This window comes from Microbacterium luticocti DSM 19459 (assembly GCF_000422405.1).
In the GTDB taxonomy this organism is placed as follows: Bacteria; Actinomycetota; Actinomycetes; order Actinomycetales; family Microbacteriaceae; genus Microbacterium; species Microbacterium luticocti.
This window is the reverse complement of record NZ_AULS01000002.1, coordinates 18,009-43,769: the sequence shown is the minus strand read 5'-3', so window position 1 is coordinate 43,769 and position 25,761 is coordinate 18,009. Positions and strand designations below refer to the sequence as shown.

Annotated in this window: 24 protein-coding genes; 11 read left to right on the top strand and 13 right to left on the bottom strand. The window is 70.3% G+C overall.

Annotation, left to right across the window (positions count from 1 at the left end; genetic code table 11):
* Window positions 1–4 precede the first annotated feature (4 nt).
* Together H577_RS0103090 and H577_RS0103085 are read right to left on the bottom strand one after the other, a co-directional pair.
* Window positions 5–2,119 carry a YhgE/Pip family protein gene (locus H577_RS0103090; RefSeq protein WP_029144711.1) on the bottom strand — a complete coding sequence of 705 codons (2,115 nt, stop codon included), beginning with the start codon at window positions 2,117–2,119 and terminating at the stop codon, window positions 5–7.
* Window positions 2,116–5,103 carry an MMPL family transporter gene (locus H577_RS0103085; protein ID WP_029144710.1) on the bottom strand — a complete coding sequence of 996 codons (2,988 nt, stop codon included), beginning with the start codon at window positions 5,101–5,103 and terminating at the stop codon, window positions 2,116–2,118. Before H577_RS0103085 ends, H577_RS0103090 begins: the two co-directional genes overlap by 4 nt.
* Before the next feature lie 124 nt (window positions 5,104–5,227).
* Here H577_RS0103085 and H577_RS14890 point away from each other — a divergent pair, with 124 nt between their 5' ends.
* Entirely contained in the window at window positions 5,228–5,869 is a 642-nt protein-coding gene (locus H577_RS14890) for a TetR/AcrR family transcriptional regulator (RefSeq protein ID WP_084515760.1), read from the top strand.
* Here the strand turns inward: H577_RS14890 and H577_RS0103075 are convergent.
* Window positions 5,866–6,843 (bottom strand): o-succinylbenzoate synthase, encoded by a 978-nt coding sequence (locus tag H577_RS0103075; RefSeq protein WP_036283608.1) that lies wholly within the window; start codon window positions 6,841–6,843, stop codon window positions 5,866–5,868. The two genes, H577_RS14890 and H577_RS0103075, sit on opposite strands and share 4 nt — an antisense overlap.
* Before the next feature lie 90 nt (window positions 6,844–6,933).
* Between H577_RS0103075 and H577_RS0103070 the strand changes: the two genes are divergently transcribed.
* Window positions 6,934–7,269 (top strand): PadR family transcriptional regulator, encoded by a 336-nt coding sequence (locus tag H577_RS0103070; RefSeq protein ID WP_029144708.1) that lies wholly within the window; start codon window positions 6,934–6,936, stop codon window positions 7,267–7,269.
* 1 nt (window position 7,270) lies between these two features.
* Window positions 7,271–8,218 carry a permease prefix domain 1-containing protein gene (locus H577_RS0103065; protein ID WP_029144707.1) on the top strand — a complete coding sequence of 316 codons (948 nt, stop codon included), beginning with the start codon at window positions 7,271–7,273 and terminating at the stop codon, window positions 8,216–8,218.
* 138 nt (window positions 8,219–8,356) lie between these two features.
* Here the strand turns inward: H577_RS0103065 and H577_RS0103055 are convergent, their stop codons facing one another.
* Window positions 8,357–8,758: a hypothetical protein gene (locus H577_RS0103055; RefSeq protein WP_029144706.1), complete on the bottom strand. Its 402-nt coding sequence runs from the start codon at window positions 8,756–8,758 to the stop codon at window positions 8,357–8,359.
* Window positions 8,759–8,973: 215 nt separating this feature from the next.
* Between H577_RS0103055 and H577_RS0103050 the strand changes: the two genes are divergently transcribed.
* A complete protein-coding gene (locus tag H577_RS0103050; RefSeq protein WP_036283605.1) occupies window positions 8,974–9,897 on the top strand; it encodes a 1,4-dihydroxy-2-naphthoyl-CoA synthase in 924 nt (307 codons plus the stop codon).
* A 244-nt stretch (window positions 9,898–10,141) separates the two neighbouring features.
* A complete protein-coding gene (locus tag H577_RS0103045; protein ID WP_029144704.1) occupies window positions 10,142–11,299 on the top strand; it encodes an AMP-binding protein in 1,158 nt (385 codons plus the stop codon).
* A 54-nt stretch (window positions 11,300–11,353) separates the two neighbouring features.
* Here H577_RS0103045 and H577_RS0103040 read toward each other — a convergent pair whose 3' ends face one another.
* Genes H577_RS0103040 through H577_RS17250 form a run of 5 tightly spaced genes read right to left on the bottom strand, consistent with a single transcriptional unit; the run spans window position 11,354 to window position 16,302 of the window.
* The gene (locus H577_RS0103040; RefSeq protein WP_029144703.1) at window positions 11,354–12,337 is read right to left on the bottom strand and encodes a hypothetical protein; all 984 of its coding nucleotides are present in this window, start codon (window positions 12,335–12,337) and stop codon (window positions 11,354–11,356) included.
* Window positions 12,313–12,831 (bottom strand): RNA polymerase sigma factor, encoded by a 519-nt coding sequence (locus H577_RS14885; protein WP_051191679.1) that lies wholly within the window; start codon window positions 12,829–12,831, stop codon window positions 12,313–12,315. Before H577_RS14885 ends, H577_RS0103040 begins: the two co-directional genes overlap by 25 nt.
* Window positions 12,832–12,876: 45 nt before the next feature.
* Window positions 12,877–15,243: an MFS transporter gene (locus H577_RS0103030; RefSeq protein WP_156876535.1), complete on the bottom strand. Its 2,367-nt coding sequence runs from the start codon at window positions 15,241–15,243 to the stop codon at window positions 12,877–12,879.
* A complete protein-coding gene (locus H577_RS0103025) occupies window positions 15,240–15,929 on the bottom strand; it encodes an ABC transporter ATP-binding protein (RefSeq protein ID WP_051191678.1) in 690 nt (229 codons plus the stop codon). Before H577_RS0103025 ends, H577_RS0103030 begins: the two co-directional genes overlap by 4 nt.
* Window positions 15,930–15,936: 7 nt before the next feature.
* Window positions 15,937–16,302, bottom strand: coding sequence for a peptidase inhibitor family I36 protein (locus H577_RS17250; protein WP_084515758.1), 366 nt, complete (start codon window positions 16,300–16,302; stop codon window positions 15,937–15,939).
* A gap of 262 nt (window positions 16,303–16,564) precedes the next feature.
* Here H577_RS17250 and H577_RS0103015 point away from each other — a divergent pair, with 262 nt between their 5' ends.
* A complete protein-coding gene (locus H577_RS0103015; RefSeq protein ID WP_029144700.1) occupies window positions 16,565–17,509 on the top strand; it encodes a 1,4-dihydroxy-2-naphthoate polyprenyltransferase in 945 nt (314 codons plus the stop codon).
* 19 nt (window positions 17,510–17,528) lie between these two features.
* Here H577_RS0103015 and H577_RS0103010 read toward each other — a convergent pair whose 3' ends face one another.
* Entirely contained in the window at window positions 17,529–18,125 is a 597-nt protein-coding gene (locus H577_RS0103010) for a hypothetical protein (RefSeq protein WP_029144699.1), read from the bottom strand.
* Between the two features lie 149 nt (window positions 18,126–18,274).
* Window positions 18,275–18,850, bottom strand: coding sequence for an RNA polymerase sigma factor (locus H577_RS17245; protein ID WP_084515757.1), 576 nt, complete (start codon window positions 18,848–18,850; stop codon window positions 18,275–18,277).
* Window positions 18,851–19,377: 527 nt separating this feature from the next.
* Here H577_RS17245 and H577_RS0103005 point away from each other — a divergent pair.
* Complete coding sequence (locus H577_RS0103005) at window positions 19,378–19,785, top strand: hypothetical protein (RefSeq protein WP_156876534.1); 408 nt, start codon at window positions 19,378–19,380, stop codon at window positions 19,783–19,785.
* Window positions 19,786–19,852: 67 nt separating this feature from the next.
* On the opposite strand, the gene H577_RS0103000 is transcribed toward H577_RS0103005, so the two are convergent.
* Window positions 19,853–20,173, bottom strand: a complete 321-nt coding sequence (locus H577_RS0103000) for a DUF4229 domain-containing protein (protein WP_029144697.1) — start codon at window positions 20,171–20,173, stop codon at window positions 19,853–19,855.
* A 60-nt stretch (window positions 20,174–20,233) separates the two neighbouring features.
* Between H577_RS0103000 and H577_RS0102995 the strand changes: the two genes are divergently transcribed.
* The 3 genes from H577_RS0102995 to H577_RS0102985 are packed head-to-tail and all read left to right on the top strand — an operon-like array spanning window position 20,234 to window position 23,342.
* On the top strand, window positions 20,234–20,614 hold the full coding sequence (locus tag H577_RS0102995; RefSeq protein WP_029144696.1) for a PLDc N-terminal domain-containing protein: 381 nt from the start codon (window positions 20,234–20,236) through the stop codon (window positions 20,612–20,614).
* Entirely contained in the window at window positions 20,604–22,454 is a 1,851-nt protein-coding gene (gene menD, locus H577_RS0102990; protein ID WP_029144695.1) for a 2-succinyl-5-enolpyruvyl-6-hydroxy-3-cyclohexene-1-carboxylate synthase, read from the top strand. Before H577_RS0102995 ends, menD begins: the two co-directional genes overlap by 11 nt.
* Before the next feature lie 24 nt (window positions 22,455–22,478).
* A complete protein-coding gene (locus H577_RS0102985) occupies window positions 22,479–23,342 on the top strand; it encodes a PPK2 family polyphosphate kinase (protein ID WP_029144694.1) in 864 nt (287 codons plus the stop codon).
* A 244-nt stretch (window positions 23,343–23,586) separates the two neighbouring features.
* On the opposite strand, the gene H577_RS0102980 is transcribed toward H577_RS0102985, so the two are convergent.
* Window positions 23,587–24,846: an isochorismate synthase gene (locus tag H577_RS0102980; RefSeq protein WP_029144693.1), complete on the bottom strand. Its 1,260-nt coding sequence runs from the start codon at window positions 24,844–24,846 to the stop codon at window positions 23,587–23,589.
* A 357-nt stretch (window positions 24,847–25,203) separates the two neighbouring features.
* Between H577_RS0102980 and H577_RS0102975 the strand changes: the two genes are divergently transcribed.
* Window positions 25,204–25,761: a DUF402 domain-containing protein gene (locus H577_RS0102975; RefSeq protein WP_029144692.1), complete on the top strand. Its 558-nt coding sequence runs from the start codon at window positions 25,204–25,206 to the stop codon at window positions 25,759–25,761.

Sequence of the window (25,761 nt, the reverse complement as noted above, 5' to 3'; positions counted from 1 at the left end):
CATGTCAGGCGGCGACGGGCACCTCGCTCAACAATGCCTTGACGCCGGTGGTGCGCCGTCGCATGACCGCGACCACAGTCGCACCGAAACCAAGCAGCGACCACACCGCGAGCCCGGCGAGCCCGGCGCCCAACCCGCCCGATGTGGTCAGTGAGGCCAGCCCTGCGGTGAGCGCGGGCGCGGTCGGCAGCCAGCTCGAGATCGCCACCAGCAGCCCGGGCACCGTCGACACGACGCCGGTCGCCACCGCGAGCACTCCCACAAGTGCCGCAACCCACCGCCCGGCACCGCCGAGCACCGCCACCAGCGCCTGATTCACCGCGGCGAACGCGATCCCGGCGACCACGCACACCGTCGCGAACACCGACCAGGTGCCCCAGTCGTAGGATGCCGCCACCTGCACGATTCCGGCCACCAGAAGCCCCTGCGCGGCGCCGAGTGCCGCCGCCGGCGCCAGTGCACGCAGGGCCAGCAGGGCCGATGGGCGGCGTGATGTCAGAGCCCGGCGCGATACTGCCTGGAACGCCACGAACGAACCCAGCCCCCCGAACCACAGCGCGAGCATCGCCAGAAGAGGAATCGCCGAGGTCCCGAACATGTTCTCACCCAGGCCCTCGGCCGCCACCGGGTCGGCCACCACTGAGGCCAGGCTCTTGGCCTGCTCGTCACTGAACGACGGCAGCGCGTCGGCGGCTTTGTGCAGCCCCGACGAGATCTCGTCGGCGCCGTCGGCGAGCGCACCGATGCCGTCACCGAGCGCGGTCGCACCCTCGGCCGACTGGGCGGCACCCGCCGCCCAGGTGCGTGCCCCGTCCGCCCACTGCGAGGCGCCGTCGGCAGCCTGCGCGGCACCGTCGGCCAGCGACCCGGCGCCGGTGGCCAGCGAACGCACGCCGGCCGCGGCATCCGTCGCCCCTGTCGCGAGCCCGTCCATTCCGCCCGCAACCTGGGTCATGCCCCCCGAGATCTGCGCCAGGCCCTCGGCGACCTGCGGCAGCTTGCTCAGCCCGTCGACGCCCTGTGCGATCTGGTCGGCGTTGTCGATCACCCCGGTCACGTGCGGCAGCGCCTCACGGGCGCTCGCAGCGACCTCGGTCAGGCCCGCGCACAGCTGGGCCGACCCGCCCTGGGCTGCACACTGCGCCGCCAGCTCGTCGAGACGGTCGACCGCCCCGGTGACCGACTGCGAGATCTGCGCGCTGTTGTCGGCGAGCTGGTGCGCGGCGTCGATCAGTTCTTGCGGAATCTGCGGTGCCTGTGCCAGCCCGTCGGCGATGGTCGAGAGGTGGGCCGACAGCTCACGCGTCGACCCGGCGAGGGTGCGCGCCCCGCCCGCCCAGGTGCCCAGCCCCTCAGCGGCCGAGCGTGCACCTGCCGCCCAGGTCTTCGCCCCCGAGGCCAACTGAGAGGCTCCGCCCGCGATGCCGTCGGCGCCGTCGGCCAGGCTGCCGGCACCATTCGCGAGCTGGTGCACGCCGTCGGCCAAGCTGTGTGCACCCTCGGCGCTCGTGCGCGCCCCGTCGGCCCACTGCGCCGCGCCGTCGGCGGCGGTGCCCAGCTGGTCGCCGAGCGTAGTGAAGCTCAGGAACACGTTCTGAAGCGTCGACGACGACAACGTGGAACCGATGGTGGATGCCGCAGCCTGGGTCACCTGTGCGGTGATGGCGTCATCGATCACGCGCGCGTCGGGCGCGGTCTCGACACGGATCGTCGCCTGCCGGGCGTCGTCACCGTCGCCGGCGAGTTCTTTGCCGGGCGAGACCGCCGCGGCCGAGAAGTTCTCGGGAATGGTCACCACGGCCTGATAGGTGCCGTCCTTGAGCCCCGCCTTGGCCTCGGCGGCGTTCGAGATCGTCCAGTCCAGGTTGCTGGGCACCGCGTCGGAGCCTGTGACCAGTCCTGCCGTCAGCTGGCGGCCCAGGGGGACCAGCTGGCCGTCGACGGTCACGGGGGAGTCCTCGTTCACCACCGCGGCGTGCATGGCGTCGAGCCGCTCGGTCGGGTTGTACAGGGCGGCCACCAACACCCCGCCGATCAGCACCGGCAGCAGCAGCACCCCAAGAAGGGTCAGCCACGTCACCGGCCGGCGGGCGCGGGCGCGTTCGATGTGCAGTCTCATGCGGTCACCTCAGAAGACGAAGGGGCGGGCGTCGATGTGCCCGGGGTGTCGGGTGCGGCACCGGTGGCGCCGGCGGAGCGCGTGGTCACACCCGGCGCGGCGGCGCCTGGCGTGGCGCGCGACGAGTGGGGTGCGCCGACGCGGACGGTGTCGACCGCGGTGCGTGCGGCATCGGCGAGGATCGCGTGACCGACTGTGGCATCGGTCACCGTCGCGACCACCACCAGGTCGCCGGTGACGGATGCCGCGTCGCGCAGCGCCGCCGTCACCTGGTCGCGCACACCCGGTGCCGCTGCGGCGTCGAGCCCGTCGATCACGAGGATGCGGGTGCGACGGCGCAGCGCCCGCCGTACCTCGGCGGCGGGGTCGGGGGCGCCGTGCAACAGCGCGACGCCCGCGTGGGCGCGCACCCACACCGCCCGCTCGGGCAGCAGGTGCCCGGCGACCTTCAACCGGCCTGCGGTCGGGGCGACACGGCCCGCGAGCGTCAACGCCACCGCCCGGGTCGCGCGCGGGTCGGGCCCGGTCAGCAGCAGCGACCCGCCCACCTCGACGCGCGTCGCGACGCCCTCGTACAGCACGAACCCGTCGTCGTCGCGCAGCCCCAGGTCGTCGGCCACGATCGCCGCCCGTGTGTGCGGCTCGGGCCACTCGGCCAGCGAGATCTCACGTTCGACCGCCTCGCCCTCGATGTCGAAGTGCGGCAGCACACGGCCGAGCCGTCGTGGCATCCACCACGCCTTCTCGCCCAGCAGCGCCATCACCGCCGGCACGAACGTCATGCGCACCAGGAACGCGTCGATCGCGATGCCCGCAGCCAGCCCCAACGCGATCGGTTTGAGGTTCGTGTCGCCCTCGGGCACGAACGCCGCGAACACCGCGAACATGATGACCGCGGCAGCGGTGACGACGCGGGCGGATGCCGTGAAGCCGGTGCGCACGGCATCCTGCGCCACCTGCCGGTCGGTGCGCCCGCCCTGGCGCCGCCGACCGTGCACGAAGTCTTCGCGCATGCGCGACACCAGGAACACCTCGTAGTCCATCGCCAGCCCGAACAGCACACCCATCAGCACGATCGGCATGAAGCTGATGATCGGCCCGACCTTGGTCACGTGCAGCAGGTCGGCGCCGAACCCGTGCACGAACACGAGCGAGACCACACCGAACGCCGCCGCCACCGAGAGCAGGTACCCCGCGGTGGCCTTCAACGGCACCCAGATCGAACGGAACACGATCGCCAGCAGCACGAGCGACAGGCCGACCACGAAGACGCCGAACGGCAGCAGCGCCGCACCGAGCCGGTCGGAGATGTCGATTGCCACCGCGGTGAATCCGGTCACCTTCACGTCGACGCCGTACTCGTCGAGGATGCGGTCGTGCTGCGCGCGCAGTTCGCGCACCAGGTCGGCGGTGGCCGGGTCATCGGGCGCGGTGGTCGGGATGATCTGCACGATGCCGGTATCGGCGGTCTCGTTCGGGGTGGCCAGGGCCACCGTCTTGACCCCGGGCAGCTTCTCGACGTCAGCGGCGATGTCGTGCATGAGCGTGAGCGGGTCGTTGCTCGTGACGATCGTGCCGGTCATGATGAGCGGGCCGTTGAAGCCGGGCCCGAAGTGCTCGCTCACCAGGTCGTACGCCTGACGGGCCTGGGTGTCTTTGGGCAGCATGCCGGCGTTCGGCAGCGCCAGCGCCAGGCTGGTCGCCGGGACCGCGAGCAGACCCAGGCTCAGCACCACGGCGATCGTCGTGACGATCGGGTGCCGGGTGACCAGCGCCACCCACCGCGCCGCGAAACCCTTCTTTCCCCCGGTCACCTGCCGCTCGGTGCCGGCCGAGGCGTGCACAGGCTCCCTGCCCGTGTGCCGCGCGGTGCCGGTCGAGACGTTCTCAGGCTCCCTGCCCGTCTGCCGAGCGCGGCGCGCCGAAACGCCCGTGCGGGGCGACCGCGGCCGGCGGCGCCGCCACCCGATCACGCGGCCGGTGGCGAAGCCGAGGAACGCCGGAGTCAACGTCAGCGCCACCATCACCGCGATCGCGACCGCGACGGCGGCGGCGATGCCCATGGTGGTCAGAAACGGGATGTTCGCGAACGCCAGGCCGATCAGCGCGATCAGCACCGTGACGCCGGCGAACACCACCGCCGAGCCCGCGGTTCCGGTCGCGCGCGACGCCGACTCCTCCGGGTCCATGCCCGATCTGACCTGGTCTTGGTGCCGCGAGATGATGAACAGCGCATAGTCGATGCCGACCGCCAGGCCCAGCATCAGCGCCAGCAGCGGGGTGGTCGACGAGATGGTCGCGAACGCGGTGGACACGAAGATCAGCGCCATCGACAGCCCGACGCCCACCAGCGCCGTGATCAGCGGCATCCCGGCCACCAAGAACGACCGGAACGTGACGATCAGCACCAGCAGCGCGATCACCAGACCCACCGCCTCGATGAGCGACACGGTGGGCAGCGATGTCGCGAACATGTCGCCGCCGAGGGCGACCTGGCTGCCGGCGGGCAGTTCGTCGCGCAGGCCGTCGACGACGTGTTCGAGATCGGTCGTCGTCTGCTCGGGGATGTCGGTGACCTGCCCCTCGAACTGCATCTGGATGATCGCGGCGGTGCCGTCATCCGAGACCAGTCCGTCGACCTGGTCTGAGAACGGGTCGTTCACGGCGAGCACGCCGGGCAGCTTCTCGATCTGGTCGATCGTGTGGTGGATGTCGTCGACGAAGGGTGCGGCATCCACCCGCTCGCCGGCGGGGGCGACCACGACGGCCTGCGCACTGGTGCCCGACACCTGCGGAAAGGTGCGGCCCAGCTGCTCGAGCCCAGCCTGCGACTCGGTGCCCGGGATCGAGAACGTGTTGTCGGTGCCGTGCGCGAACAGCGCGACGCCGCCGCCGGCGAGCCCGAGCAACAGCAGCCAGCTGACGAGCACGCGCCACGGGTGACGGTACGACCAACGCCCGAGCGCGGCGAGAAGAGTGGACACGGGTCCTCCGGGGGAATCCGATGCAGTCATGTATTCGATACAGAAATGTATCGAATACACAGGTGTATCGTAATCGCACGGCCCCGGCGTTTGCTGGGCGCCGGTTGTGAATCGGGAGGACGCCGTGGCCGACACCGCGACAGGCACGCGCAGCCGAGAGAACACCCGCGCGCGGCTGCTCGACGCCGCCTTCGACGTGTTCGCCGACGTCGGGCTCGACGCGGCCTCGGTCGAGGCGGTGTGTGAGCGGGCGGGGTTCACCCGCGGAGCGTTCTATTCGAACTTCGAGTCCAAAGACGAGCTGTTCCTCGAGCTGATGACGACCGTGGCCGACCGCAAGCTCGCCGCGATCACCGAGCGGGTCAAGCGCATCACCGACGGCGACGTCGAGAAGGGCAGCCCCGGCGAGGTCGTGCAAGGCCTGGTCGACGCGTCACTGGACAGCCGGCAGGGCGTGCTGCTGATGAGCGAGATCCGCATCCGCGCGATGCGCGATGCGCGCATGGCGCACGCCTACATCGAGTGGGGCGACGGGATGCGGCGGCGCGTCGCCGATCTGATCGACGGCCTGGTGGCCACTTATCGCCTGACCCTGCGGATGCCGTCGACGATGTTCGCGCAGACCATGCTCGAGCTGTGGGAGATCGCCTCGGTCGAGGCCGTCATCGCCCGGCTCGACGACGACGCGACGCGAGAACTCATCAGCGCACGCACCCAGGCGCTGGCCGCCGCCGTGGTCGAGGGATTCTGCACCCCCGGTCGTTAGCCGGCGACCAGCTGGAAGCACCGCTGGAGCCGGGCCATCCACCAGGCCGCACGGTCGCCGGGCGCGGCGAGCTCGGCCAGGCGCGAGGCATCCGGGCTCACCCGCCCGACCGGCAGCAAGCCCTGGTCGGCACGCAGCGGCGGGTCGGCGACATCCGCCGTGAACAGGGACGCGGTGCCCAGCCCGCAGTCGTGGTCGAGTTCGGGCAGCGCCGCAGCCAGTGCCACGCCCATCGCGAGCCCGACCGACGTGTCGAGGGCGCTCGAGACCACGGCGGGCAGCCCCGCCTCGGCGACGATCTCGAGGGCGCGCCGCACGCCGCCAAGCGGCTGGGCCTTCACGACGAGGATGTCGGCCGCGCCCGCGCGGGCCACTGCGAGCGGATCGTCGGCCTTGCGCACGCTCTCGTCGGCGGCGATCGGGATGTCCCACCGGCGCAGCCGCTGCCGCAGCTCGACCAGTTCGTCGACGGTGGCGCACGGCTGCTCGACGTATTCGAGGTCGGTGTCGGCGAGGGCGTGGATCGCCCGCTCGGCCTCGTCGACGTTCCACCCGCCGTTGGCGTCGACGCGCACGCGCCCGGCGGGCCCCATCGCGGCGCGCACCGCGTGCACACGGGCGACGTCGTCGGCGAGGGTCTGCCCGGCCTCGGCGACCTTGACCTTGGCGGTGCGGCAGCCGTCGAAGCGCGCCAGCACCTCGGCCACCTGCGCGGCGGGCACCGCGGGCACGGTCGCGTTGACCGGCACCTCGTCGCGCACCGGCACCGGTTGCGGGTTCCAGCCGTAGTCGATCGCGGCGGCCAGCCAGGTCGCCGCCTCGGCGTCGTCGTACTCGACGAACGGCGAGAACTCGGTCCAGCCCTCGGGCCCGCGCAGCAACAGCGCCTCGCGCACCGTCACCCCGCGAAAACGTGTGGCCATCGGCAGGGCCACCACATGCGCCGACTCTCGCAGCTCGTCCAGCTCAGGCATCCTCACCCCACCATCCTCGCGCCTGCGCGTCGTCGGCGGTGGAAAGTGGAGGTTGCACGATAGTGTGTGTCACACGCTATAGTGTGGGATGTGAGCGAGAACGAGAGCCTCGAGACGCACCTGCAAGAGCTGCGGCGCGGCACCGTCGTGCTCGCCTGCCTGCGCCTGCTCGTCGAGCCCGGTTACGGTTACGGGCTGCTGCAGCAGCTCGAGCGTCACGGGTTTCCGACCGACGCGAACACCCTCTACCCGCTGCTGCGTCGCCTTGAGAAGCAGGGGTACCTGCGCAGCGAGTGGAACACCGACGAGGCCCGACCGCGCAAGTTCTACCGCACCAGCGCCGCCGGTCGCGAACTCGCCGACGCCCTGACGACCGACTTCCGTGCGATCGCCGACGCGGTCGCCGAACTCCCCGTGGAGGACTGACATGGATGCCGCAACCCTCACCGACCGTTATGTGGCCGCTGCGATGCGCACGGTGCCCGAGAAACAGCGCGGCGACCTCGCCGCCGAGCTCGCGGCATCCATCGCCGATCAGGTCGAGGCACGCACCGACGCCGGCGAGCCCGCCGACGCCGCCGAGCGGGCCGTGCTCACCGAGCTGGGCGACCCGGAGCGGCTGGCCGCCGGCTACACCGGCCGGCAGCTGCACCTGATCGGCCCGCGCTACTACCTCGACTGGTGGCGGCTGCTGAAGCTGCTGCTGTGGATCGTGATCCCGTGCGTGGGTGCCGGCGTCGCGCTGGGCAAGGTGCTGTCGGGCGCGCCGGTCGGCGACGTCATCGCGTCGGTCTGGGTCGCGATGCTCACCGCCGGGCTGCACGTCGCGTTCTGGACGACGCTGGTGTTCGTGGTGCTCGAGCGCACCGGGCACGAGACGATGGATGCCACACCCTGGACGCCCGACAAGCTGCCCGAGCCCAAGCAGACCGGGGCGACGTTCGGCGACATGGTCGCCACCATCGTGATGCTGCTGATCTTCGCGGGCGTCATCCTGTGGGACCTGAAATTCGGGTTCGTCCCGGGCCATCGGGTCTCGCTGATCGACCCGGCGCTGTGGCCGATCGCCATCGGCATCCTGTTCGCGCTCATGGCGCTGCAGGCGGCGCTCGTGGTCGCGGTGCATGTGCGCGGCCGCTGGACGATGCGCTTCGCCGCGTACCACACGGTGCTCGCGCTCGCCGTGGTCGGTGTGCTCGTCTACGAGAACGGCCACATCCTCAACCCGGCGTTCTTCGAGGTCGTCGCGGCAGACGACGCCGCGAACGTGCAGCGCATCCTCACCGTGATCTTCTGGTTCTGCGTGGCCGGCATCGCCGTCTGGGGCATCATCGACGCGTTCGTCAAGGCCCGCCGCTCGCGCGCCGTGGGCTGAACCCGTGCTGCTCGAGATCCCCGTGCGCCTCGGCGTCCGGCTGCGGCCCGAACACGTCCGCTACGGCGACCTGCGCGACGCGGGACGATGAGGTCGTGAAGCGCCGGCTCGCCTGGCGCGACGCGCGCAACGGCTGAGTCAGTCCACGCGCCGGCCGCACATGCCGCACACACCGGTGGGCGGGACCTCGACGAAGCAGTCCGGGCACACCGCCGCGACCCGCTCGGGCACCGTCGGCTTGGGCGTGCGGGGCGTGCGCGACGCAGACGTGCGGGCGCCCTTGCGGGCGGGGCCGGATGCCACCGGTTCGGGTTTCTGCGCGGTCTTGGGCACGTGCACCGCGCAGTACAACCGCACCGTGCCGGCCGGGTCGTGCGGGTGGCGGTGCTTGACCGCCCACAGCTCGGTGCGCGGCAGCGGGGTGGACCCCACCCCGCACGTGGTGCAGCGGGCCGCCTCGCCCGGCATGACGGCATCCGCGATCATCGGCGTCTCGAAGGGGATCGCCTCCCGCCAGTCCGACGTCCTGGTGATCCTCATGCCCGCCTCCCGCGGCGCCGCGGCGGCGCCGGTTCCAGTGTCCCACGGTAAGGGGACGCGCCGATCGCCGAGGCAGCGGTGGCCGGGGATGCGCGGGCGTGCTCACCGAAGACCTGAACCCGGCGCGGTGACCCGTGGCATCCGCATCGTGCACCCGTTCACCGCGTGAACCTCTCGCCGGTCGCCGCGGGCGTCGGCGCAATAGGCTGGTGCCTGTGAAACGCGCATCCGTATCCGAGCTGTTCGACCCCGACGAATGGATGCCCGCGCCCGGTGCCGACGGCGGCGCGGCCGCGTACACCGACATCACCGCGCACGTCTCGCGCGACGGCCGCATCGCCCGCATCGCGTTCGACCGACCCGAGGTGCGCAACGCGTTCCGGCCGCACACCGTCGACGAGCTGTACACCGCGCTCGACATCGCCCGGCAGGACCCGCGCATCGGCGTGGTGCTGCTGACCGGCAACGGGCCGAGCCCGAAGGACGGCGGCTGGGCGTTCTGCTCGGGCGGCGACCAGCGCATCCGCGGCCGCGACGGCTACAAGTACTCCGATGACGAGGCGTCGGTGCACGACCAGGCGCGGGCCGGGCGGCTGCACATCCTCGAGGTGCAGCGGCTGATCCGGTTCATGCCGAAGGTCGTCATCGCGGTCGTGCCCGGGTGGGCCGCCGGCGGGGGACACTCGCTGCACGTGGTGTGCGACCTGACCGTCGCGTCGGCCGAGCACGGCCGATTCAAGCAGACCGACGCCGACGTCGGCTCGTTCGACGCCGGGTACGGCTCGGCCTATTTCGCCCGGCAGATCGGGCAGAAGCTCGCGCGCGAGGTGTTCTTCCTCGCCGAGGAGTACTCGGCGCAGCGCGCGTACGAGATGGGCGCGGTCAACCGCGTCGTGCCGCATGCCGACCTCGAGCGCGAGGCGATCGCCATGGCCCGCACCGTCCTCACCAAGTCGCCGACCGCGATCCGGATGCTGAAGTTCGCGTTCAACGCCGTCGACGATGGCCTGGTCGGCCAGCAGGTGTTCGCCGGCGAGGCCACCCGCCTGGCATACGGCACCGACGAGGCCGTGGAGGGCCGCGACGCCTTCTTGCAGAAGCGCGACCCGGACTGGTCGCCCTACCCCTGGCACTTCTGATGGCCCGTGCCGTTCTGATGGCCCGTACCGCCGGCCTGCCGTGTCGTACTCCCCAGAGCCGGGGCGTACGGCCTCTGATGCGACCCCAGCGGGCTGCAGCCGTCACAGCCCTCCGCAGTCCGGGCCGTCGACAGGCTGAAACCGCCGAATCGTCGCGCCGGGGCAGTCGCAGTGCCCTCTCAGCCTGTCGGCGGCCCGCTCCGGCCGGCAGACCCGGCTGCCCCGGTCCCGGGCAGGCCCGACGATGAGGCTCGCACCCATCGCCGACGGTGCCGTCGAGGTCCGCGAGGCGCTGCGGGGTGTGCTCGACGGCACCGGCCCGGCGCTGGGCCTCGGCATGACGGCGTCGCCGGCCGGCCACAGGCCGGTCGAGGTGCCCGACGGCACGGCCGTGGTGATCACCACGTCGGGTTCCACCGGCATCCCCAAAGCGGTGGTGATCGGCCGCGACGCCCTGGCCGCCAGTGCCGACGCGACCGCGGCCCGCATCGGCAGCGGCACCTGGCTGCTCGCGCTGCCGGCCGGATACGTCGCCGGCCTGCAGGTGCTCTACCGCTCGCTGCGCGCGGGGCGCGAGCCGGTGCTGCTGCACGGCCGGTTCGATCCGGTGACGTTCGCCGCCGCCGCGTTGGGCATGTCGACCGCACCGGCGTACACCTCGCTCGTGCCGGCACAGCTGGCGCGCCTGGTGGATGCCGCCAAGACCGACCGTGCGGTGGCTGCGGCGCTGCGCAGCTTCACCGCCATCCTCGTCGGCGGGCAGGCGCTGCCACCGGCGCTGCTCGAGCGGGCGACCGAACTCGGTGCACGCATCGTGCGCACGTACGGATCCACCGAGACGTGCGGCGGCTGCGTGTACGACGGTGTGCCGCTCGACGGGGTACGCGTGGACGCCTCCGGCGGGGAGGTGCGGCTGGCCGGGCCCGTGCTGGCCGACGGCTACCTCGGCGAGCCCGAGCGCACCGACCGGGCGTTCGTGTGCGACGCCGACGGCACCCGCTGGTACCGCACCGGCGACGCCGGCATCGTCGACGACGGCGTGCTGCGCATCCACGGGCGCATCGACAACGTCATCGTGTCGGGCGGCATCAATGTCTCGCTCGATCGGGTGGAGCGGGTCGTCCGGGATGTCGCGGGCCTGGCCGGTGCGGTCGTCGTCGGCGTTCCCGACAAGACGTGGGGTGAGGCATCCGTCATCGTCGCCCCGCGCGGCGACGCGCTGCGGCGCAGCGAGGCCGCCCAGCTGGAGCACGCGCGCAGTGCGGTTGCGGCGCAGATCGGGCCGCACGCGCGCCCAGTCCGGCTCGTGCTGGTCGACGAGCTGGCCACGCTGCACAGCGGAAAACCCGACCGCGAGGCCATCCGTCGCGCCGTGCTCGCCCTGCATCGCCCCGACGCCTGAGGCGGCACCGGCCGAGCGACAGCCGTCAGCGCCGCCAGATCGGCTCGCCGGCGTTCAGGGCGCCACCGAGGGTGCGGTGTCGGCGACGCGCGTGCTGACCGCCGTCAGCCCGACGACCTCATTGACGCCGAAGCCGAGGAGGGCGACCGTGTGCAGCTGACGCTGGCCGAGCACGAGCCCGGTCTCGGGGTCGATGATGATCTCTTGCCGCAGTCCGCCTCGCAACGGCTCGGTTCGGCCGATCGCGATGCCTGTGCGTCCGTCGAGGTTGGCGACGCCGGCGGTACTCGTGACCCCGGGAATCAGGGAGAGCGCATCGTACAATCGCGCCCGTACCGGCGCCGGGACGAGCCCGGACGCCAGCAGGTCGCAGATGCGGACGAAGTTGTCCTCGTCGCGGGAGGACGAGCCACCGCTGTAGTGCTCATCGAAGTAGTCCAGCACCTGTCGCCCGGTTCCACGGGGGATGTCGGCTGGGTCGACCGACAGCCAGGGTGAGCCGTAGAACGAGCCGTCTTTGGCTCGCCGGGTCTCGTGCGTGCCCGCCGACGGTGCGCCGCCCCAGTCACGCACGAGTACCCAGTCCGCCCCGCGATCCTGTGGCGCGTACACATCGATCATCTGAACGGCACCGAGCGCACCCGACGTGCCCGATCCCGCGTCTTCGCGCATCCATTGGGCACGGGTAGACGATTCGAGGTATTGCCCCGGCCGCGGCGTCGGGTCGCTGAAGCGAATCGTGGCCGTGGCGGCATCGCGCAGCACGCTGACGGCCTGGGCGGATTGTGCATGCAGGTTGACGCTACCGACCACGATGAGGAGGGTGATCACCGCGGCCGCCGCGAGCAGGCTGTTCCTGCCCAGTCGACGTTTCGGCAGAGGCGCCTGCGCGACTCGCGGCAACTCGCTCTCGAACGCGGCGAGTTCCTGCAAGGCGCGATCCGTGAGGGGAGCGTCGCGGTGGCTCGTTCCCGGTTTCGCCTGCCGCAGCGAGGCGCTGAGATCTTGAGTGTTCACGGCGCGGCCACCGCCCCGCATGCTGCCACCCCTGGGTCGGGGTCTTCGTTCAGGCGCTCGATCATCGATCGCAGTGCGCGACGAGCTCTCATGACACGCACACGCACGGCACCGACTCGGCATTTCAGTATGGCGGCTGCCTCAGCCATCGTGAGTTCGTCCCAATAGATCATCGTGAGCAGTTCTTGTTGCGCCGTCGGCAGAAGCGTGAGAGCTTCTCGCACCATCTCGACGGCGTCGGATGCCTCTGGTTCTGTCTCGTGCCACTCCGTTGCGAGTCGGTCGTGCAATGCGCGGGATCGGGTCCGTCGCCGGTATTCGTTGCCGACGAGGTTACGGACGACGCCATAGAGCCAGGGGAGGGTCAGGTCGCCGCCGGATGCGTGGCGTTGGAACACGATGCGGAACGTCTCTGACGCGACGTCCTCGGCATCCTGGAGAGAGCCCAGGCGGTGTTCCGCGATCGTCACGACGAGCCGGTAGTGATCCCGATAGAACTGCGCGAAGTCCGTCACCCGACCACCTCCTCTTGGATGATGTTTCCAGATCGGGCGACATCGTTACAGGTCCAGTCGTTCCACCGTGCGCAACCGACGGGTCGTGGTCAGCGTCGCCGGAACGACGGTGACCACGAGCATGCCGAGCAGCACCGTGATGAAGCTCCAGGGAGTGGTCGTGGTCTGCACCCCGATCGCTGACAGCAGCATCACGGCGCCCAGCACACCGCCCATCATCCCGAACAGGAGCGCAACCAGCACGATTCCCACCAGCTGGGTTGTGACGAGTCTGATCAACCATGTCCGGGGCAGCCCGAGGCTGCGCAGGCTCGCCAGATGCGGTCGCATTCGCCTGCCCAGCCCCGAGCTGTAGGAGAGAAGGGCGAGTGCCGCGAGGCTTGCGGCCGCGAGCGCCGTCAACAACGTGGCGAGGGGCACTGTATACAGGTCGGGAGCATGATAGACCTCGAGCGACCGAGGGTCGATTCCGAGGGTCTCGGCCGCCTCGTCCGTCGCTGCGATCACGCTGTCTGCCACGTTCGTGAACACGAACGCGGGGTCGGAGCCACTGATCCCGCGGTCTTCGGCGGCTGACTGCAGCATGAACCCGTCGATCGTGCGATAGCTCGGGTCGAGATCGTCCATGACGGTGCTGGTGAGCGGGACAGTCGTGCCGTTCGCTGCCTCAAAGTCCACCGAACCGCTGTCGGGTGTCTTGGTACGCACCGTGCCTCCGGCGCGGAGCACAGCGGATTCTTGCTTGCTCAACCGCCGCCCGATGAGGCGTTCCACGGCTGCTGGGTCCGAGACCAAGAGCGTGGCGCCGTCCCAATACGTCGTGTGCCCGTCGCTGATGACCACCCTGACCGGTTCGGCGAGGCCGAGCCGCTTCTGCACGGCGGCGACGGCGGCGGCATCCGTGTGCGCATCACCGGTCGCCGGGCGGAATTGGATCTGATGGGGCGCGACGGTCGACTCAGAAGCAGCGTTGGCGTCATCGACGACACTCTGCACCATGGTCGATGTCGCGGCACCGACCACGACGGTGGCGGCGATCAGTGTCGCGGCAAGGCTTCCCGCCCGCCGATCCACGAGCAAACGCCGAACACCGAGGTCGACCGGTCCGCCCCCGTGTGCGTGACGGAAGAGCAGGGGCCAGATGACCGGAATCAGAAGCACGACTCCGATGCCTGCGACAAGCATGCCGGCGACCCGGCCGTCGAACGAGGGTGATTGCCGGGTCACTGACACGCCCAGGATGACCATTGCGATCGATAGCAGCGTGAACACGATCGGACTGCGTCGTTGCCGCGTGGACCGCGGTGCACTCTTGTTCGAACCGACCAGCGCCAGGGCGCCGATGACACCCACCAGTGACGTGATGACGATCACCAGGCACGACATCGGAAGCGCCTGGACGTCGCCGGGCCGGGACGTTGCGAGGGCATCGATGAGCGGTCGCACGATCAGGTATCCCACGGTGATACCGGCGAGTGTGCCTGTCGCCGCACCCGCGCCCGTGGTGAGGGCAGCTGCGGAAAACACTGCTGCCCGCGTCGAAGACATCGGCACCCCGACAAGCAGCAGCTTCGTGCGGATGCGCCGTATGAACAGGCCGAGGTAGACACCGGTCGCCGCGCATGCCGTCAGGGGTCCGCCGACGGCGATCATCCACTCATCAGGACCGAGATTCGCGGATTGCGGCTGTGAGGGCTCTCGCGTCCAGAGTTCGCTTCGGAGTTGATCCGACGGCTCTTTCACAACCTCGGCGAGTGCCGCAAGGATGTCGTCGCCGTCATCGCCGTTCCAGAGGATGTCCCGGGTGGCGACGGGTTGAAAGGAATCGCCTGCCCAGCTTTGACTCAGTCGGTGCCATGTTCCGGGCGCCGCCAGGATGAAGTGCGCGTCGCGCGAGAAGTTGTCGACTGCGAAGCCGACGACGTCGACCTGTGCACCGCCTGGCCGAATGATGACCGAGTGGTCGGACCGAGTCGGGATCGTCTGCGACACGACGACTTCACCGGCTTTGGTGGGCCACCGCCCGCTGAGCAAGGTGATTCGCTGTGGAAAGGGCTGACGAGGCCAGTCATACTCCTGGAACAGAAGATTCGCACTCTGGCCGGGAACCTGAAGATCGAACGACCGAAAGCCGATTGCCGTGTCGGAGGCGCCGTGCGCCGCCAGCGCGGCGGTGATCGCGCGATCCTCGCTCGGCGGGTGTGGACCGACTGCGTTCTGCGACTCGATCGCATACTGGAATCGCCCGACCGTCTGGTCTGCGATCTGCGAGGGCGAGGTCCGCAACGACTGCAGCGCGACGAGCAGGGCGACCGCGATCGCGGCGGCGACGAGCGCGATGATCCCGGCCGCGCGCAATGGACGGGATCGGGCCAGAAACCGGGTCAGGTCCCTGCGAACCGATGTGTTCATGCCATCACTCGCGTGCGGTGTTCGACGATGCGACCGTCGCTCATCCGATACATGTCGTCGGCCGCCGCGAGACTGCGTTCATCGTGGCTCGCGATCAGAATCGCGCGACCGTCATCGGCGAGGCTTCTCAAGAGCGCGAAGATCTGCTCGGAGTTCTCGCTGTCCAATGCGCCGGTCGGTTCGTCGGCGACGAGGATCTCGCGGTCTCCGGCGAGCGCTCGAGCGATTCCCACCCGTTGACGTTGGCCACCCGACAGCTCACTCGGCCGCCGCTTGCCGAGTCCTTCCAACCCGACGCGCGCCAGCCAGGCGGCAGCCTGCGCGCGCGCCGCGTCGGCTGCCAGCCCACGGGCGCGAAGTGGCAGGGTGATGTTCTCCAGTGCAGTGAACTCGGGGATGAGGTTGCTTTCTTGGAAGACGACGCCCACGTGGTGAAGGCGCACGCGCGCGCGGGCCTCCTCGCTCGCCGTCGTGATGTCCGTTTCCGCGACACGGACTCGACCTGAGTCCAGGGTTTGCAGCCCCGCGGCGACGCCGAGGAGCGTGGACTTGCCCGAGCCGCTGGCACCGAAGACGGTGGCGACGGTGCCAGCGGTCACCGAGAGAGAGATCTGGTCCAGAGCGACGATGCGCTCCGACTTCGATTCGAAGACGACGACCGCGTCGTCGATCTGGACTGTCGTCATCGTGCGCTCAGCACCCTCCGTTTGTCTTCCACGACGAGGCGGTGTCTCGGGTGAAGATGTCGAGGGCAGAATTCTGAGACTGCTTGCTCATCGTGTGGCACGTACCGCTGCCGTTGAGGCCCTCATACCAGGCAGCGTTGGTGGAGGTCGAGTTGGCCCAGCTCGCCATCTTGTCGTTGTTGGCGGACGAAATGTTCGCCAGGCTCACGCCTGCGGCTCGCCAACCGAGCTGACCCACGAAGTCGTAGTAGTCGTACAGACAGACCTTTCCGCCGGTGCAGTCCGCGGGGTAGGCATACGCCGCAGACGTGCCAATAGCGGAGATCGTGAGGGCGGCTCCCACCAGTGCGGCCGCAATCGAACGCTTGCTCATGTTCACTCCATACTTTGTGCCAGCCCAAGCGGTTGGACTCTTGCGGGTGGATCACCGAGACCGGATGATCCTCTTGGCTGGATAGTTGGTGATTACGCCAGGGAGGTTACGGCCCGATCGAACAACTGTGATTCCCGAAAATCTCTGCTCCGGATGTAACCCCTGGGGCGGTTCCGGAAAGAGGCGCAGCCGGCGCCTGAGGCGGCACCGCACGACTGTCCGCACCGGGCGCGCTGGGCGGCGCGCCCTACAATGGCCACTCGTGGCATCCTCCTCACGCAGCAAGCGCAAGACCCGCGGCAACCCCGCCAAGACCCCGACGCGGCACATCCCGCGGCCGACCGTCGGTGACTGGATCAACGCCGCGCGGCTGCGCACGCTGCCGCTGGCGATCACCCCGGTGCTGATCGGCACGGGCGCCGCGCACATCATCGACGTGCGCTTCCACTGGCTGCTCGCGCTGGGCTGCCTGCTCATCGCGGTGTTCCTGCAGATCGGCGTGAACTTCGCCAACGACTATTCCGACGGCGTGCGCGGCACCGACGACGTGCGCGTCGGACCCGCCCGCCTCACCGCATCGCGTGCGGTGACACCACGCACCGTGCTGGTGGTCGCGCTGTCGTTCTTCGCCCTGGCGGGCCTCGTGGGCCTGGCTCTGGTCATCCGCACCGGGCAGTGGTGGATGCTGGTGGTCGGGGTCGCATGCATCCTCGCCGCCTGGTACTACACCGGTGGCAAACGTCCGTACGGCTACCACGCACTCGGCGAGGTGTTCGTGTTCGTGTTCTTCGGGCCTGTCGCGACCGTGGGCACCACGTGGATCCAGGTGCAGGCCGCCCCGCAAGAGGCGTGGCTGGGCGGCATCGCCGCGGGTCTGCTCGCGGTCGCCGTGCTCGTCGCGAACAACCTGCGCGATATCGACCAGGATCGCGCCGCCGGCAAGAAGACCCTGTCGGTGGTGATCGGCCGCCGCGGGTCGCAGATCCTGTTCACCGCGTGCATCGTGCTGGCATTCGGGCTCGCCGCCTGGCTCGCGCTGTTCTACCCGATCGCCTGGCTCGTGCAACTCGCGCTGCTCGGTGGCATCCCGGCCCTGCTCATCGTGTGGATGTACCGTGACCCGCGCGAACTGGTGGTCGCGCTCGGGGTCACCTCGCTCACCTCGGTGGGGTACGGTGCGCTGCTGATGTGGGCCTACATCGGCTGACGAGTGCTCTGACGACGGGTCACCGGCGGTAGCGGGTGTACCCGCGTCTGCTCGCCTCACGTGACAGACCGGCCGCGGACAGCGCGCGGTGCAGGTCGTGGCCGATCTCGGGCAGGTCTGCGCGCTGACCGGGCAGGGGGCGGGCGATCCCGACCAGGAGTGAGCAACGTGGGCCCGGCCCGTCGACGACGATGCGGGAGTACTCGGTGCCGGTGCACCACAGCAGGCCGGTGATCTCACGCAGCGGGAACCGATGGGATTCGACGCCGGCCGTGATCGTCAGCGCGTCGGCGTCGTAGCTGAGGGCGACCGGCACGGTGCGCGCCCGGAACGGTGCTTTGGTCAGCAGCACGAGCGGCAGGCACAGACAGAGCGCCGCGGCGACGATGAGCACCCGCGCTGCCCTGGCCGACTCGGGGGTGAGCATGATCGCGAGGACGCTCACCAACGCGCCCGCGCCGATCGTCACGGTTGCGATCGTCGCCCCGAACATCCACAGTCGGGCCCGCACGGCAGTGAACGACAGCGACGCGCGGCCGTCGCGCGGTACCCACTGCGGTGCCGGCAGCGGCTGTGTACGGAGGCGGGCGATGCGAGAAGTGACGATGCGAGTCATCTTACGAGGCGGCGGGATCGTACACCGTGACCGTCCACTGAGCGATCGGCCGAGCCCGCGGCATCCATCGACCAGGTGCCGTGCGCCGACATCGGCGATGAGTGCTCACTGGGCTGGGTCACGTTCCGTAGGCGATCCCTGCGCGGACTTCAGGTCGCCGTTACGGCATGCCTGGCCCGCGCAGAAACGGGGTTAGGAGAGGGTTTGTGGACTGGTTCCAGAATTGACAACTCCTTGCGCAGCTTTGATCGAGCACGACTTGCGCATTTCCAGACGGCGGCAACAGAGATTCCCAACTGGTCAGCAATATCCTGCGCGTCCATCGATTCCCAATAGGTGAGTGAAAGAACCTCACGTTCGCGATCGTTCAAATGACTGATCGCGTTGTGGAGAGCGAGACTGTCCAGCGAGTCTTCTGGTGTTGTCGGTGGGACCGTGAGGGCTGCGGTGCACGCCATGGCTCGTGCTCGTCTTCTTTGGCGCGTCCAATAGTTGTAGATCTTCTGCTGGGCCGTCTTGTAGAGCCACGCAGCGGCGTCAGGTGCGTCTGTGTCAAGCTTTTGCCACGCAACCTCGAATGCATCAGCAGCGACTTGTTCTGCATCTTCGGCTGCAGCAATACGGCGTTCGACATATCTGACGAGGTGTGCATAATGCTCGTCGAAGAACCCGCTGAACCACGCGATGCGCGCGCGTCGTGCTGCTGATGAGGTTGTGTCCTCCATGGCTTCCCATCTGGTACCCCCTGCAGAGATACTCTACGGTGAACCGGATTCCTGACATCGAGATCTGTGAGGTGTGCCGTGGGGCGTTGAGGCCGTTGACGGCCGGGCAGCGCGGTGCGGGGCCGGTTTGTCAGGATCGCTGCTGTGCGTAGACATCCCAGACAAGTGATCGCATCGGACGGCAAAACCGTCCCGTTCGCCGTGGTTGTGGTTCGCGCGGCCTTGCTATGAAGCAAAAGGACTCAAGGGAGAGGAAGAAGGATCATGAAGAGCAGACGCCAACCCACCCGGCGCGGCCTGAGCATTGCCGTGACACCTCACCGGATTCCGAGCGTCTCGACCTGGGGCTACATGTACACGGAGTCCTCGAGTTGAAGCGACGAACTGTGGGGAGCAGCGGCCGCCTCGGCGTGGCCGCTGCTCCGGCCGTTGTCGCATTGATCGGGATCGGGATGCTCACGATGACGGGATGCACTGCCTCGAGCACTGATCCACACCGGAGTACACCAGTCGAGAGCACAAAGACCGTGACGGCACCGGTGCCGGCGGCGGCACTCGACCGTGCTCGAGATGCGCTCGAACAGGCACAGGCGGACCCCCATGGTGACCTCGTCGCCACGGGACCCGCGCGTCCAACGCAGGTGGCGTCCGATGCAGGCGTCCAAACGATGATCGTCCGCGACCAACTCGACATGCACGTACCCGCCGGTGTGATCACCCTCACGCTCTACTGCTCTGGTGAGGGCACCGTGACGGGGACGCTGGAGGTCGATGACGACGCCCGTGTGGGGAACGAACTCATCTGTGGCGCCGACGGCGCCTCGTCTGACGACATCACCATGAAGCGGGCGCAGACGGGACGCGAAATGACGATCCGAGTCGTTCCGGTCGGCGATACGAAGGCGGCGGTCTCGTACATCGTGACCGTCCACTGAGCGATCGACCGAGCCCGCGGCATCCATCGACCAGGTGCCGTGCGCCGACAACGGCCGACCTGCGGCGTCAGCGCCCTGCGGAGTGGTTTTCGGGCCCGTCGCCGTCGTCCGGCTGCAGGGCGGCGTTCGCGACGTCCTCGACTTCGGCGTCCTGCTCGGCCGCCGTCGTGCGCTGACGGCGTGCGCGGCGGGCCGCGAGCCCCGACGAGACGTCGTCGAGCGGCCGGCGCAGAAAGATGATCGACAGTGACAGCCCGATCAACGCGGCGAAGATCAGCGCCAGCCAATACATCTCGCGGAAGATCGGGAACAGCAGCATGATCCCCAGCGGCACCAGGAACGCGAGCAGGCGCAGCACCGAGTACACGACGACGGATCGGGTCTTCACACGTTCGAGTCTACGCAGGCTCACAGGCCGCGCCCGCGCCCCGCGGCTTAGGATGAGGGCATGGCACGCCTGCTGTTGATCCTCGCCTTCGTGGCGGTGATCTTCTGGGTGTTCAGCGTGGTCGACGTCGCGGTGCAGCCCGCCGAGCGGCACCGTGGTGTCGGCAGACCGATGTGGATCGTGATCGTGGTCGTCTTTCCGGTGATCGGCGGCGTGCTGTGGTTCGTGGTGGGGCGCACCGCCGCCCGCGCGCGCCCGGTCGTGGCCCCCGACGACGACCCCGAGTTCCTGCGGCGGCTCGGCACGCACCCCGTGTCCGGGCGCCGCGAGCCCGAGTCCCGTGCCGACCTGCAGGAGCGGCTGCGGCTGCTCGAGCAAGAGCTCAAGGGCCTGGACTCCGACGACGACGACCCGCCCGCGGGCCCGGGTCGTGCCCGCTGACCGAGCGCCGGCGACGGATGCCGCGGCCGCTCTGCTGGCCCGGTTGGTCGCTCGCGGGCTGCGCCACATCGTCCTGAGCCCCGGCTCACGCTCGCAGGCGCTCGCCCTGGTCGCCGCCGAACTGGAGCGCCGCAACCTGGTGCAGCTGCACGTTCGCATCGACGAGCGCGTCGCCGGGTTCACCGCGCTCGGCATCGGGCGCGAATCCGGCATGCCGGCGGCCGTGGTGTGCACGTCGGGCACCGCCACCGCGAACCTGCTGCCGGCCGTCATGGAGGCCGACCACGCGGGCGTGCCGCTGCTGCTGCTGACCGCCGACCGTCCCCCCGAACTGCGCGGTATCGGCGCGAATCAGACCACCCGTCAGCCCGGCATGTTCGCCGCCCATGTGCGCTGGTGGCACGATCTGCCGGTTCCGGATGCCACCGCCTGGGCGGCCGGACAGGCTGAGGAGGTGCGGGCCTGCGCCGACCGGGCGCTCGATGCCGCGCTCGGCGCCGCCCCCGGCGCCCTGCGCGGACCCGTGCACCTGAACCTGCCGTACCGCGAACCGCTCTCGGGGCGGATCGACCTCGAGGTCGCGATACGGGAACAGCGGGCCGATACGCCGCCGCGTGTCGACGCGGAGGCTGACGACGGCAGGGGGCACATCGACGCGGAGGCTGACGACCGTATGCGGCGTGTCGAGGCGGAGGCTGTCGACGGTATGGGGCGTGTCGACGCGGAGGCTGTCGACGGTATGGGGCGTGTCGACGCGGAGGCTGTCGACCGCAGGGGGCGCATCGACGCGGAGGCCGGGGCGCCGCTCATGCTGCGGCCGGGCCCGCGCACCGTCGTGGTGGCGGGAGCCGACGCCGGCGAGCACGCCGAGCGGCTCGCCCACGAAGCCGGATGGCCGCTGATCGCCGAGATCGTCAGCGGCGCCCGCTACGGCCGCCACCTCGTGCACGGCTATCGCGCCCTGCTGCGCGACCCGACCTTGGGCGGCCGCATCCAACGCGCGATCGTGTTCGGACACCCCACCCTGTCGCGCGAGGTGACTGCACTGCTGTCACGCCGCGACATCGAGGTGATCGCCGTCGACGGGCCGGGGGAACGGCTCGATCTCAACGGCGCGACCCGGGCCGTGGCATCCGTCGCCGCACCCGAACCCGACGGCGACCGTGACTGGCTGGGGGAGTGGATGCGGGCATCCCGCGCGCAGGCGGTCGACCTGGCACCGCCCGCCCCCGACGCCGCAGGCCTGGCTTCGACGGTTCCCCGCGAACGACTGGGTGCCATCGCCGCCGAGGTCGACGCGCTGCACACCCCGCTCACACGCGAGCTGCTCGTCGACGCGGTGTGGCGGGCGAGCTGGCCGCACGACCGGCTGGTGTTCGGCTCATCGCGACTGGTGCGCGTGGCTGACGGCATCCTGCCCGGAAAGAAGGTGCCGGTGCACGCCAACCGCGGGCTCGCCGGCATCGACGGCACCGTCGCCACCGCGATCGGTGTGGCCGCGGCCAGCCCCGACGCCGGCATCACGCGCGTGCTGCTGGGCGATCTGGCGCTGCTGCACGACGTCGGCGCGCTGCTGCTGCCCGACGACGAGCAGGCCCCGCGCGTGCAGATCGTCGTCGGCAACGACGGCGGCGGCACCATCTTCGACGGGCTCGAGGTCGCCTCGACCGCCGACCCCGCCGCGCTGCGGCGGGTGATGTACACGCCGCAGTCGGTGCGCATCGCCGAGCTCGCGGCCGGCTACGGGTGGCAGTACGTGCGTGCCACCACCCGCGCCGAGCTCGATCAGGCACTGACGGCCGGTCACCGCGCGATCATCGAAGTGCCGCTGGACCGCTGAGCGCGGCCCCGCGAAGATGGGTCCATGCCCTCGAACAACCACAAGCACTGGAACGGTGACGTCGCGAGCCTGCTTCGCGTCGGGCCCGGGTTCCGTCTCGATCGGGTCGACGCCGAGGCCACGCCCGGTTATGGCCGACGCAAGCGCGATTCGATCGACGACCTCGTCGCCGGCGCCGACCAGCTGAGCGAGCTGCAGGAACGGCTGTTCGCCGCCAGTCGCGCGCAGGCGACGGATGCCTCGGTGCTGCTCGTGCTGCAGGCGATGGACACCGCGGGCAAAGGCGGCATCATCCGTCACGTGGTCGGGTCGGTCGACCCACAGGGCGTGCACCTGGCGGCGTTCAAGAAGCCCACCGACGAAGAGCTGGCCCACGACTTTCTGTGGCGGGTCCAGGCGCGGGTGCCCGAGCCGGGCATGATCGGGGTGTTCGACCGTTCGCACTACGAAGACGTGCTGATCGGCAAGGTGCGGCAGCTGGCGCCGGCCGACGAGATCGAGCGACGGTACGGGGCGATCAACGACTTCGAGAGCCAGCTCGCCGAGGCCGGCACACGCCTGGTCAAGGTCATGCTGCACGTTTCGTACGACGAGCAGCGTGATCGGCTCATGGAGCGGCTGGACCGCCCCGACAAGCACTGGAAGTACAACCCCGGCGACGTCGACGAGCGTCTGCTGTGGCCGCAGTACATGGACGCGTACCAGACCGTGTTCGAGCGCACGTCGACGCCGCACGCGCCGTGGTACGTGGTGCCCGCCAACCGCAAGTGGTACGCGCGGCTGGCCGTGCAGGCGCTGCTGCTGAACGCCCTGCTCGACATCGATCCGCGCTGGCCCGCCGCGACCTACGACGTCGCCGCCGAGCGCGAGCGGCTGCTCGCGACCTGATCCGGCCCGGCGGCCGCGGGCCGGACCCGGGCCCACGACCACCCGCCTCCCGCTTCTCGGCGGCGAGAGTGCTTCTGACGGACGAGATCCGGGGTAGTACCCGCATCCTCGTCCGTCAGAAGCACCTTCGCGGGATAGCGGCCACCGCGCGCCGGCCGCTCCGCCCGTGCCCCCGCCCACCCGCGTGCCGCGAGCCGCGCCGCTCGCGAGGCGCCGCGAGCCGTTCGCCGCGCCGCGCGGGTCCTCAGGCGAGCGCATCGACGATGGGCCGGAACTTCACCCGGGTCTCGAGCAGCTCCGCCCCGGGGTCGCTGCCGGCGACGATGCCCGCCCCGGCGTATGCCGTCACCGGAATGAGCCCGCCGACGGCCTCCGACCCGAACTGGGCGCCGCGCAGCGCGATCGCCCATTCGCCGTCGCCGTTCGCATCGATCCAACCGACCGGTCCGGCGTACCGGCCACGGTCGAACGGCTCGAGCCGCCGGATCACCTCGATCGCGGCATCCGTCGGGGTTCCTGCGACCGCGGCGGTGGGATGCAGCGCCTGGATCAGATCGAGCGACGTCGATCCGTCGGTGAGCGTGCCGGCGACATCCGTCGCCAGATGCCAGACGTTGGGCAGTTCGAGGGTGAACGGATGCTCGCTGGTGCGCAGCGACGTCGTGTGTGGCGCGAGCGCCTCGGTCACCGAGTGCACCGCGTACCCGTGCTCGTCCAGGTCTTTCGCGCTGGATGCCAGTGCCGCCGCGGCCGCGACATCCTCCGCCGCATCGGCTCCGCGCGGACGCGTGCCCGCGAGCACCCGCGCGGTCACCTGCCCGGCGTCGACGGTGACGAGCGTCTCGGGGCTCGCGCCGATCATGCCGTCGACGGCATACGCCCAGGTGTCGGGGTATCCGGTCGCCAGCTCGTGCACCAGCCGGCGCAGGTCGGCACCTTCCGGCACCGTGCCGACCAGGTCGCGCGCGACCACGACCTTGCCCACTTCACCGTCCGCGATCGCGGCCAGTGCGCCGCGCACGGCCGTCTGGTATCCGTCGGCGTCGAGGGCCCCCGGACCCACGGTGGCCGACCAGTAGTGCCCGTACGCGATCGGCGCGGGTGCGGCATCCGGCCCGTCGTCGAAGCGGATGCGGGTGACCCACGCCCGCCCGCCGCGGCGGCCCACGATCAGCTCGGGCACGACGATCGTGCTGGGCGCTGCCGACCGCCCGTCGAAGGTGAGGGCGCCGAACCCGATCAGCCCGGTGCCCGGGACGTGTACCTCGTCGTCGATCAGCGCGTTTGCGCACAGGCGGGTCCAGGCTCGGGCGAGGGCATGCGTGCGTGGCTCGTGATCCGAGGCGCCGGCGTCGAGCCGCACGGCCACGCCCGAACCGACCATGCCCTCGCCGCGGCGCAGCCAGACCACGGGCGCGTCGGGGTCCGCGTACTCGAGAAGCTCCCCGCCCGGGTCGACCTCGCGCGTGTGCACATGCAGGCGGTGGAGGGCGGGAGCGGTCACGTCTCAAGCCTACGATCCGTCGCCCGTCAGCCTCTCCGCGCAGTACGTCCTAACGGCCCGGCGGCGCGCCGCGCTCGCCGCCGTCTCCGCGCAATGCGTGCGCTCGGTCCGTCGCGCTCGCGCCCCGCACGGCCCGGCGGCCCGCCGCGCTCGCGCCCCCGCTCGGCCGGCCCCCGCTCCCCGCGCCTGATCGGCCCGCCGGCGTCGGCCCGTGCGCACGGGCCGCGACGGCGGTGGTGTGTCCACAACGTGCGATGTGCCGAACGCGCATCACCCCGGCCTGACATCGACGTGCTCCGATCGAATCGGCGTTCCCTCGCGGACGTCCCACGATTCGGTGCGCCGTAGACTCGGCACGTGAACGCGCTGCGACGACCGGCCCCGGGCAGCAGGCTCTTGTTCCGCTGGCGCAAGTGGGACGGGTCGCCGCACTGGGTGCACGACTGCATCTATCTCGGGTCGGACCGGTTCGGCGACTGGGTCGGGCAGCCGCTGGGATGGCATAGCCGCCGCCCGGGACGGGAGTTCACCGCCGAGGCGCCGAACGCCACGCTGCTGCCGCCCGACGGCACGTGGGCGGCCACCTATTACGGCGGCAACCATCCGCGGCACGTGCGCATCTACATCGACGTCGCGTGGGACGCGCAGTGGCAGGGCGACGAGCCCACCGCGATCGACATGGACCTCGACGTGGTGAGGGCCGACGACGAGCGCGGCATCTTCATCGACGATGAGGACGAGTGGGCCGAGCACCGCGTCACCTACGGCTATCCGCTCGATGTCGTCGTGCAACTCGAACAGGTCGCCGTCGATCTGAAGGCGCGGGTGCAGGCAGGCGACCCGCCGTTCGACGATGCCACCGCACAGCACTGGCTCGATCGCCTCGCCCAGCTTGCGCCGGACGGCGCCGCCTAG

Coding starts and splice junctions, on each gene's coding strand:
- H577_RS17245 (WP_084515757.1), bottom strand. CDS start 18,850: ATGGAGGACACAACCTCATCAGCAGCACGACGCGCGCGCATCGCGTGG.
- H577_RS0103030 (WP_156876535.1), bottom strand. CDS start 15,243: ATGAACACATCGGTTCGCAGGGACCTGACCCGGTTTCTGGCCCGATCC.
- H577_RS0103075 (WP_036283608.1), bottom strand. CDS start 6,843: ATGCCTGAGCTGGACGAGCTGCGAGAGTCGGCGCATGTGGTGGCCCTG.
- H577_RS17250 (WP_084515758.1), bottom strand. CDS start 16,302: ATGAGCAAGCGTTCGATTGCGGCCGCACTGGTGGGAGCCGCCCTCACG.
- H577_RS0103065 (WP_029144707.1), top strand. CDS start 7,271: ATGGATGCCGCAACCCTCACCGACCGTTATGTGGCCGCTGCGATGCGC.
- H577_RS0103055 (WP_029144706.1), bottom strand. CDS start 8,758: ATGAGGATCACCAGGACGTCGGACTGGCGGGAGGCGATCCCCTTCGAG.
- H577_RS0102995 (WP_029144696.1), top strand. CDS start 20,234: ATGGCACGCCTGCTGTTGATCCTCGCCTTCGTGGCGGTGATCTTCTGG.
- H577_RS0103045 (WP_029144704.1), top strand. CDS start 10,142: ATGAGGCTCGCACCCATCGCCGACGGTGCCGTCGAGGTCCGCGAGGCG.
- H577_RS0102985 (WP_029144694.1), top strand. CDS start 22,479: ATGCCCTCGAACAACCACAAGCACTGGAACGGTGACGTCGCGAGCCTG.
- H577_RS0103040 (WP_029144703.1), bottom strand. CDS start 12,337: ATGCGGGGCGGTGGCCGCGCCGTGAACACTCAAGATCTCAGCGCCTCG.
- H577_RS0103010 (WP_029144699.1), bottom strand. CDS start 18,125: ATGACTCGCATCGTCACTTCTCGCATCGCCCGCCTCCGTACACAGCCG.
- H577_RS0103025 (WP_051191678.1), bottom strand. CDS start 15,929: ATGACGACAGTCCAGATCGACGACGCGGTCGTCGTCTTCGAATCGAAG.
- H577_RS0103090 (WP_029144711.1), bottom strand. CDS start 2,119: ATGAGACTGCACATCGAACGCGCCCGCGCCCGCCGGCCGGTGACGTGG.